The sequence below is a fragment of the Mycobacterium sp. genome (assembly GCF_032161845.1).
Lineage (GTDB): Bacteria > Actinomycetota > Actinomycetes > Mycobacteriales > Mycobacteriaceae > Mycobacterium.
In genome coordinates this window covers 1-8,740 of sequence record NZ_JAVRQA010000433.1, presented here as the reverse complement: position 1 = coordinate 8,740, position 8,740 = coordinate 1, and the positions used below count along the sequence as shown (strand labels likewise).

Sequence of the window (8,740 nt, the reverse complement as noted above, 5' to 3'; positions counted from 1 at the left end):
CTGTCCGGTCGCGGAATCATCTACAGCTGGATCGTGTCGCGGCATCCCTCGACACCTGAGTCGGACGCGCGCATCGTCGCCGTGGTGGACCTCGAGGAGGGAATTCGAATGGTCAGCAACATCGCCGCAGAGCCGGGCACCGAGGTAAGAACCGGCATGGCGGTCAGTGTGACGTTCGAGCGTTTCGGGGACGTCACCTTGCCGCAGTTCGTGATCGACGAAGAGGTCGGCTAGTCATGGCGAGTGCATCGGGTGCGAAGCGGGCGGCCATCGTCGGTGTGGGCCAGACCGAATTCTCCAAGGATTCGGGTCGTAGCGAACTTCAACTCGCCGCGGAAGCGGTCAAGGCCGCGATCGCCGACGCCGGTCTACGACCGTCCGACATCGACGGCTTCGTCACCTTCACCCAGGACGAGAACGACGAGCTGGATCTCATGCGAAGCGTCGGGATCCAAGAGATCCGATGGGCGTCGCGGACGTCGTTCGGTGGAAGCGGCTCCGCTGGTACCGTGCAGCACGCCGCGGCCGCGGTGCTCTCTGGCATGGCGGACGCCGTGGTCATCTATCGGGCCTTCAACGAGCGCTCAGGTCAGCGGTTCGGGCAACCAGCGCAGGCGCAACTTGCTTTGCTCAATCTGTATCTACCGTTCGGACTTGATACGCCGGCGAAGATGTACTCGCTGTGGTTCCAGAGGTACATGGACACTTACGGTTTGACCAACGCAGACTTCGGCCTCTACAGCGTGCAAGCCCGCAAGTATGCGGCGACCAACCCGCGTGCGTGGTTCCATGACCGTCCGATCACTTTGGACGATCACCAGAATTCGCGCTGGATCGTCGAACCCATCCTCCGATTGCTCGATTGTTGCCAGGAGAGCGACGGGGGGGTGGCGTTGGTCGTGACGACCGAAGAACGCGCCCAGGATCTTTGGCATCCCGTGGTGCGGGTCGCCGCGGCTTCCCACGGCGGCGTCATCAACGGCAGCACGCTGTTCAATTACTACCACGCTGACACCGCGCGATATGACGAGGCCGAGTCCGTCGCTGAACAGCTCTATGGCACGTCGGGACTCACGGCGTCGGACATCGATGTAGCGATGCTGTACGAGAACTTCAGCCCGGTGGTGTTCTATCAGTTGGAGGCGTTCGGCTTCTGCGGCCTTGGCGAGGCCAGGGACTTCATCGCCGAGGGCAATATCGCGATCGACGGAACGATCCCGGTCAACACCCACGGTGGTCTGCTCGGTGAGGGTTACATCCACGGCGTGAACAACATCATCGAAGGTGTCCGCCAACTACGCGGATCTGCGGCGAATCAGGTCCCTGGGGCCCGTAACGCCTTGGTCGCATCCGGCGTCAGCGGGCTGATCCTCAGCGCCGACTGATCCGCCCTCGATGCCCTGGTTCTAGTGGAGCGGAGACCTCGACATGGATGTCGCCATCGACGCGGTTGATCGGGCTGAGCCGATCCGCATGCACGTAGCACGCGCCGCAACGGTCGCCGGCCTTCCGATCGTCGAGTACCTGCACGCTAGCGCCGCATCCTGGCAACGAGTCCCCACGATCCTGGCCTTCAGCGGCGGAGGCGGATCGGGCGCCATGCTGGCGATGCTCGCCGAACATCTTGCCGCGCACCGTATCCGCCTCGTCAGCTTCGACATGCCCGGCCATACACCCCGGGGTCTCCTCGGTCCGGACACTCCACCGCACTCCTTGGTCTCGCGTGCCAACAGCGTAGTCCGGCAAGGGGTGAGCGCTGCGATGATCCGGCGCTGGCAAGCGCGGTCTTCGCGGTTGGAGGTGCTTTCGCACTCAGCGGGCATCGCCGACGTCGCCCGCCTGATCGGCGAACACGGCGCCGAAATCGACCGATTCGTGATCTGCGGCGCCTCGATACCCGGCATTGGTGCGATGAAGCAAGCCGCCAGGGCGGCGGCCGCAGCCGATTCGATGCCGCGGATCGGCCTGTGGAACCTGATCAGAACGCGCCAGCTGCACGCCGGCAACGCCAACCTGATGTACGGCCCGCCCGCCAATCGGACGATCAGTGACTCCGCCCTGGCCCGCTACGAATGTTCCGAGCATTTCGGTGTGGCGTTGAGCATGCTGCGCACTCGGCTGGTGCTGCAACAGGATTGGCGCGCGCGATCCGTGCTGCTCATCGGCTCCGCCGGCGATGCGATCGCACCGCCGGACCGCATCATGAACGCCGAGCGCCGGTTGCGAGCCCTGGGTGCTGTGGTCCGGTCGGAGATCCTGGCGATGCAACTACCGCACGCGTTCCTCAGTTTCCAAGCCGCCGCCGAACCCGTCGCCGATCTGATCGCCGGAGAAGATCCGCCGGCGTTCACTCGTTGACGAGAAGGCCCTCGACTTCCTTCGCGTCCGCCGGGCCCGATGGCGCTACACCGGTTCAAATTTGGCGATCAACCAGTTGCCGTCCACGTTGGTGAGAGTGACCAAGACGCTGCTGGCAAGCAGCGAGGGCTCGGGACGGTCCGACGACGTACTCGTCTGATTGACGAACAACAGCACCACAGCCGAGTCGGTGTGCATCTCGCTAATGGCGGCTCTGGCGATCGTTGCACTGCTCTTGATCGATTTCTGCTTGGCCGCAGGCCTGACGATCTCGTCGGTGAATTGGCGGTAGTACGTTAGGAATTCGCCAGTCAAGTGGGAGTTGGCTGTGGCCAGATCGCGGTCGATGCTGTCCGGGGAGTAGGAGAGCAGCGCGACGCTACCCTCGGTGGCGGCGGTGAGTACCGCCTTCTCCGCGGCAGGGTCAATCTGCTGGTCGGAACGGTACTGGAGGACATACATCCAGGTCGCCAGCGCCACGGAGGCAACGGCCAACATCACCAGTACGGCAATGCCCACTTTCGCCGGACTTCGGCGGATCCACTGGCTCACGCCGAGCTGCTCGCGGACGGGCTTCGGTGCCTCGACGGTGGCCGCACCCATATCGGGGTTGTCGTCGACGATCGGCTCGTCGAGCATCTCGACCACCTCGGATTGCAGAGCTTGCCTCGTGCTCATGGCACGAACTCGACTTTCGACATCTTGAGTTGGCCGCCGTCTCGGGTGAGGGTGACACCGATCCGCCATGTGCGCGGATCATGTTTTGCGCCGGTGGTATTGGTGACGTCCGAGGTTGCCGCGACGAGGACGACGGCGGAGTCGGCGGACATAGATTGCACCGCAGTTGCGTTGATGGCACAGGTGGTGGAGACCTTCGAGTCCAGCACCACTTTGATGAAGTCATCGCGAGTGGACACGAGTTCCTCGTGGAAGTCATCGGTCGTGTTGTCGATGAGCCGCTGGACATCGTCTTTGGCAGTGTTGTAGTTCAGCGACATCAGGTTCACGACGCCCTGGCGGGCGGCCGCAGCGAACTCCGCGGAGCGCTGTCGGTCCTGTGCGGTCTCCCGATGCTGCCACCACATGGTTCCTGCGGCGCCAGCACTGGCACCAATCAAGATCGTCGATGCCACGACGGCGACTGTGGTCCACCGCGGCCGGCGGAAGAGTCGCGCCCGCAGCCAGTTTCGTTTCGCCCGGCCCGAAGATGCCAGTGGGGTTTCGACGGTGTCTGTCATCGCTTCTGCTTGCGCGGTCGAGGCTTCGCCACGCAATCGGGCCGCGCGTGCCCGAGCTCGCGCGACGGCGGCGAACGCCTCTGCTTCGGCGGCTTCTGCTTCGGCGATGTCCGCTTCCTCGGTCGCGGCCACGCCGTCCGGCTCGGTGATCGGTCCGTCGGATGCGCTAACCACGTGCGTCCTCCGCGGTGGACCGAAGGATCGCGACGAGGTCGCGCCGCACGAGTTTGCCGGTTGCGTTGACCGGCAGTTCGTCCAGGAATACCACTCGGTCGGGGGTGCGGGAGCCGCGCAGTTGGGCGCGAACGTAGTCGCGCAAGGCATCTGGGTCGGGGCTGACGCCCTCGGCAGGTACGACGGCGGCGACGATGATCTGCCCCCAGCCCGGATCGTCGACTCCAACTACCGCGCACTGGCGCACGTCGGGGTTTTCGATGAGCACGTCCTCGATTTCGGCGGGTGCGATGTTCTCGCCGCCGCGGATGATGGTGTCATCGGACCGTCCGCCGATGAACAGGTAACCGGCTTCGTCCATGCTGGCGACGTCGCGGGTGGGGAACCAGCCCTCTGAGTCGAGTACCGATCCGATTTCGGCGTAGCGGCCCGATACTTGTGGGCCCCGGACCCACAACTCACCGGTGTCACCGGGGGGCAGGACGTCGCCGTGCTCATCGCGGATCTGCAACTCGATGCCCGGCACTGCCCGGCCCGTCGATCCCAGCCTCCGTGCGACTTGCGGATCGTTGGCGCGTTCGGCCTCGCGGTGGTCCTCGGGGGTCAGTACCGTGATGGTGGAGCTCGTTTCGGTGAGGCCGTAGGCGTTGACGAAGCCCACGTCGGGGAGAAGCTCCAGCGCTCTGCGTACCAGGGGCAGCGGCACTCGAGAACCGCCGTAGGCAAGCGTTTTGAGGCTGGGAAGGGGCCGGGGCCGTGCTTCCAGGGTCTGGATGATGCGGTCGAGCATCGTCGGCACCACGGTCGCGTTGGTGATGTGCTGCTCGCTGACCAATCGGATCCACTGCTCCGCGTCGAACTGGGGGAGGTAGACCATTCTGCGACCGGCATACAGATTGCTGAGTACGGCGCCGACGCCGGCGACGTGATAGGGCGGCAGGCAGATCAGCGCCGCATCGTCCGCGCCGGCAGCGCTGAACTCCACGGTTTGAGTGATGTAGTTGGTGAGGTTGTCGTGTGTGAGCTCGACGGCCTTGGGTCGCGACGTAGTGCCCGAGGTGAACAACACCACCGCAACCTGCTCGGGTTCCGGAAAGGAACCGACCGGATCAGTGGTGAGCGCTTCGCGTAGAAAGACCTGTGAGCTGATCACCCGACGTCCCGCGCCGGCGACCGTCGAGAGGTAGGGCGCGTCGGCGACCACCAAGGGCTCTGGAAGGCGATCGATGAGTTCCCGTAGACCGGCAGTGCTGAGCCGGTAATTCAACGGCGTCACTGGCACACTCGCCCGCGCGGCCGAGAACATCAGCACGGGCAGCATCACCGCGCCGGTGCCGACGTAGACGACGTGCTGGGCGCCTGAACCCTTGATCACACCTGCTCCACCGTCGGCGAGATCGCTGAGGCCGCCGGTGCTCAGCTGGCCATCACCCCAGTCGACCGCCGCGCGATCCGGATTCGCCGACACTGCCATCTCCAACAACAGTGAAATGCTCAACGCCCAACCTCTCGCAATGGTCAACGATATATATTGTATATGCTGCTTGCGATGAGGCATACAGCGCCACATCCGTCCGTTCCGAATGAGAGGCGTTGAGCCGCGCTATGACTGCCGTCGAATCCGCAGAGCAAGCACTGTTCGTCTCGACGACGCAGGCGTTCCTCGGCAAAGAGGCTTCGCTTCGGACCGTGCGGGACCTGCACGCCGCCGGCCTCTCGTTTGGCCCGGCGTGGTGGCGACAGGCCGCGGAATTGGGCTGGACGTCCTTACTGGTCCCCGAGGACCTAGGCGGTGGCAGCGTTTCGGGCAATGGCGTGGTCGACCTCGCACTGGTCGCGGAGATGGTCGGTAGGTCGGTCGGTCCCGGGCCTCTTCACCCCGTCAGCGTGGTGATCGCCGGACTCGTCGACGCCGACGACTACCTATCGCACGCCGCGAGGATCGAGTCGCTGATGGCCGGCGAGACGATCGCGACGTGGGCGGTGTACGAGCCGGGCCGCCCCTGGGAACCGCTGCAGCCGTCCGTCACCGCGACGGCCACCGATGGCGGCTACCGCATCAGCGGCGTCAAGGATCGAGTCGAAGCCGCTGCTGAGAGCGACCTGTTGTTGGTGGTCGCCCAGTGCGCCGATGGTGTGCGGCAATTCCTGGTGCCGACCGGTGCGACTGCAGTGCGCATCGAACAGCAGTCCTCGATCGATCTCGTGAAGCGTTATGCGCGAGTCCATTTCGATGGAGTCGAGGTCGAGCCCAGCGCCGCCGTCGGCAGTGTCGACCAGGCACCGGCACTCATCGACCGCCAAACCCAGATCGCGCTGATGCTGCAATCCGCGGAAGTGGTTGGAATCCTGGATGCGGTCTTCGCCATGACCATCGCCTGGGCATTCGACCGGCACTCCTTTGGTCGGCCACTCGCGTCCTACCAGGCCCTCAAGCACCGTTTCGCCGACATGAAGACCCGTCTCGAGGCCTGCCGCGCCACCACTGCCCACGCTGTGCACGACGTGGCGGTGCGCTCACCGCAGACCGATCTGTCCATCGCGATCGCGAAATCGTATGTCGGAGAATGGGCGAGCAACATCTTGCAGGACTGCATTCAGCTGCACGGTGGTATCGGCCTCACCTGGGAGCATGACTTGCACCTGTATCTGAGACGAACTGCCCTCTACCGCACAATGTTCGGAACTCCAGAACAACACAACCTACGCATCTTCGCGCGGCTGAACGAATCAGGAGAAGTCCAATGACGGACGTCGCGGTGACTGCGGTCGACGAGTCGGTCGATGAGTTCCGCCTCAGGGCCAAAGCGTGGCTGGCTGCTAACGTGCCGCGCATCGACCGGAATCACCCCCCGGCGACCCGCCTAGATCAGGAGGCATCCTGGGAGCGTGCGCGGGAGCTCCAAAAGTGTTTGTACGAGGGCGGGTTCGCTGGAATATGTTTCCCCCGGGAATACGGCGGTCGCGGGCTGAGCATCGAGTACCAGAAGGCTTTCAACGCCGAGAGTGGCGGCTACGAGATGCCGCTGATCCTCAACATCCCGAGTCTGACCATCTGCTGTGCGACGCTTCTGGACGTCGCCACCGAGGACCAGAAGCGCCGGCACGTCTCGGCCGCACTTCGTGGCGAGGAGGTGCTCGCGCAATTGTTGTCCGAGCCGAGTGGCGGATCCGACCTCGCAGGAGTGATCACCCGCGGCGACCGCAGGGGCGACACCTGGGTGATCAACGGCGCAAAGACGTGGAGCACCAGCGCCTTTGCGGCCGACTACGGCCTGTGCTTGGTCCGAACCGATTGGGACGTCCCCAAACACGAGGGCCTGACCATGTTCCTGCTGCCGATCAAGCATCCCGGCGTCACGCTTCGGCGCATCACCATGACCAACGGCTCGTCGGAGTTCTGCGAGGAGTTCTTCGACGATGTCGAACTCACCGACGACGCAGTGGTCGGCGGGTTGGGGAATGGTTGGCAGGTGGCGTCACGTCAGCTCTATCACGAGCGCCGGTCGATGGGGCGTGCGTCGGAGTTCTCCAGCGGTCTGGAAGGCGACGACCCCGAAGCAGCGCCGATCGACTATCTGGACCTGGCGGTCCGAACCGGTCAAGCCGGTGACGACCGGATCCGGGAGATGTCGGGCCGCGCGCTTGCCCATCGCGCGGTGGCCGAGCACCTCGCCGATCACGTCTACCGCGGGGTGCGCGACGGCACCATGCCTACTGCTGCCGGATCCATCATCCGGCTGTTCTACGCCGACGCCCATCAGCTCGAGATCGACACCGCGCGAGCGATCGCCGCGACGGCAGCCGTCATCGCTGATGAGGCAGACCTCTTCGCCGTTGGCGAGCGATTTCTGGAGCGCCAAATCGTTTCCCTGGGCGGCGGTAGCACTGAGATCGCTCGCAACGTAATCGCCGAACGGGTCTTGAACCTTCCCCGGGAGTATGCGGCGGACCGCGGCGTACCGTTCAGCCAAGTTCGTCGCGGTCGGTCCATCTGACGCCGCGACTGCTCTGCTAGGCGGACTTGAGGAGGTTGCGCTCACGAAGCAGTGCGAGGACGTGTTGGCCGTGTCTGCGCATGAGTTTGAGCCATTCTTGGGCCGCGCGGTCGGGATCGTGGGCCGTGATCGCCTTCACGATCCGCGCCGTGGTTCGTTTCTGATCGGCGATGGTGCCCGGGACCATCGCGAAGAAGTTGCCTGGCACGATGCCCGTCATCACCCGGCTAACTGCCGATAGTCGGGGCGAGTCGGCGATGGCGAACATCTGTGCGATCAGTTTGTCGCTTTCGTGGCGGAAGTCATCGGGGTCCTCGGCGGCGCGCAGGGTGTGCTGCTGGGCGACCAGTGCGGCGGTGTCCTCGGGGGTGGCGTGTTCGGTGGCGCGTCGGGCCACCAACCCGAACAGCATGCCCAGGAGCTCGTAGTGGTCTTCGACGCCGTCGCTGTGGAATCCGTTGACGAAGGACCCTCGGTGGGGCTGGCTGGTCAGCCACCCTTCGCGATCTAGTGAGATGACGGCTTCGCGTACCGGGATGCGGCTCACGTTGAGTGCTTCGGCGAGGTCGTCCTGGTTGATGCGGTCGCCGTGCTTGAGGTGTCCGCTGAAGATCAGCGTGCGAATGTAGTTCGCGACGGTGTCGGCGGTGCTGCGGGGCCGATCAGCCGTGGGCAACAGCACACGAGGGTCCGGAGACGACGGATCAGACGGCGACATTGCTTCCTACCTGTTGGGCATCACTTCCGAGAGCATCGAGAGTATCAAGTATATGTCTGGCGGTGAGGTTGCCGGTTTGGCAGCGATGATCAGCGCGTCGAAGGACGAAACAGATAGGTCGCCCGCGCGGTCGCCAGGACGTTCTCCGATGCGTTGCGGTAGTCAGTGCGGACCACCATGACCGTCATGCCGGGCCGGTCGTCGCTGCCGGGCTTGTGTTCGACGCGTTCAACATGACCGTCGACGTGCAGGAC

The 8,740-nt window shown here is 64.5% G+C and carries 9 protein-coding genes; 5 read left to right on the top strand and 4 right to left on the bottom strand.

The annotated features are described in order from the left end of the window. The 3 genes from QOD90_RS23745 to QOD90_RS23735 all read left to right on the top strand — a co-directional run. Positions 1 to 234 (top strand): Zn-ribbon domain-containing OB-fold protein (locus QOD90_RS23745; RefSeq protein ID WP_526353674.1); only part of this gene is annotated, 234 nt, incomplete at its 5' end. 2 nt (positions 235 to 236) lie between these two features. Further along, positions 237 to 1,385, top strand: a complete 1,149-nt coding sequence (locus QOD90_RS23740; protein WP_526353672.1) for a thiolase family protein — start codon at positions 237 to 239, stop codon at positions 1,383 to 1,385. Positions 1,386 to 1,428: 43 nt separating this feature from the next. Then, a complete protein-coding gene (locus tag QOD90_RS23735) occupies positions 1,429 to 2,358 on the top strand; it encodes a hypothetical protein (RefSeq protein ID WP_526353670.1) in 930 nt (309 codons plus the stop codon). Positions 2,359 to 2,403: 45 nt separating this feature from the next. Here QOD90_RS23735 and QOD90_RS23730 read toward each other — a convergent pair whose 3' ends face one another. From QOD90_RS23730 to QOD90_RS23720, 3 genes are read right to left on the bottom strand one after another with little or no spacing between them, the layout of a single operon-like run. After that, a complete protein-coding gene (locus QOD90_RS23730) occupies positions 2,404 to 3,036 on the bottom strand; it encodes an Rv1363c family protein (RefSeq protein WP_526353668.1) in 633 nt (210 codons plus the stop codon). Beyond that, positions 3,033 to 3,770, bottom strand: a complete 738-nt coding sequence (locus QOD90_RS23725) for an Rv1363c family protein (protein WP_526353666.1) — start codon at positions 3,768 to 3,770, stop codon at positions 3,033 to 3,035. The genes QOD90_RS23730 and QOD90_RS23725 overlap by 4 nt, the downstream gene beginning before the upstream one ends. Further along, the gene (locus tag QOD90_RS23720) at positions 3,763 to 5,268 is read right to left on the bottom strand and encodes a class I adenylate-forming enzyme family protein (RefSeq protein WP_526353676.1); all 1,506 of its coding nucleotides are present in this window, start codon (positions 5,266 to 5,268) and stop codon (positions 3,763 to 3,765) included. The genes QOD90_RS23725 and QOD90_RS23720 overlap by 8 nt, the downstream gene beginning before the upstream one ends. Before the next feature lie 107 nt (positions 5,269 to 5,375). Here QOD90_RS23720 and QOD90_RS23715 point away from each other — a divergent pair, with 107 nt between their 5' ends. Then, complete coding sequence (locus QOD90_RS23715; RefSeq protein ID WP_526353664.1) at positions 5,376 to 6,518, top strand: acyl-CoA dehydrogenase family protein; 1,143 nt, start codon at positions 5,376 to 5,378, stop codon at positions 6,516 to 6,518. Then, positions 6,515 to 7,768 (top strand): acyl-CoA dehydrogenase family protein, encoded by a 1,254-nt coding sequence (locus QOD90_RS23710; protein ID WP_526353662.1) that lies wholly within the window; start codon positions 6,515 to 6,517, stop codon positions 7,766 to 7,768. Before QOD90_RS23715 ends, QOD90_RS23710 begins: the two co-directional genes overlap by 4 nt. A 16-nt stretch (positions 7,769 to 7,784) precedes the next feature. Here the strand turns inward: QOD90_RS23710 and QOD90_RS23705 are convergent, their stop codons facing one another. Beyond that, complete coding sequence (locus QOD90_RS23705) at positions 7,785 to 8,444, bottom strand: GntR family transcriptional regulator (RefSeq protein ID WP_526353660.1); 660 nt, start codon at positions 8,442 to 8,444, stop codon at positions 7,785 to 7,787. Positions 8,445 to 8,740: the final 296 nt, after the last annotated feature.

Bases quoted from the DNA above. Each gene is read 5' to 3' on its own strand.
- QOD90_RS23740 (WP_526353672.1), top strand. From the start codon at position 237: ATGGCGAGTGCATCGGGTGCGAAGCGGGCGGCCATCGTCGGTGTGGGC.
- QOD90_RS23735 (WP_526353670.1), top strand. From the start codon at position 1,429: ATGGATGTCGCCATCGACGCGGTTGATCGGGCTGAGCCGATCCGCATG.
- QOD90_RS23730 (WP_526353668.1), bottom strand. From the start codon at position 3,036: ATGAGCACGAGGCAAGCTCTGCAATCCGAGGTGGTCGAGATGCTCGAC.
- QOD90_RS23715 (WP_526353664.1), top strand. From the start codon at position 5,376: ATGACTGCCGTCGAATCCGCAGAGCAAGCACTGTTCGTCTCGACGACG.
- QOD90_RS23710 (WP_526353662.1), top strand. From the start codon at position 6,515: ATGACGGACGTCGCGGTGACTGCGGTCGACGAGTCGGTCGATGAGTTC.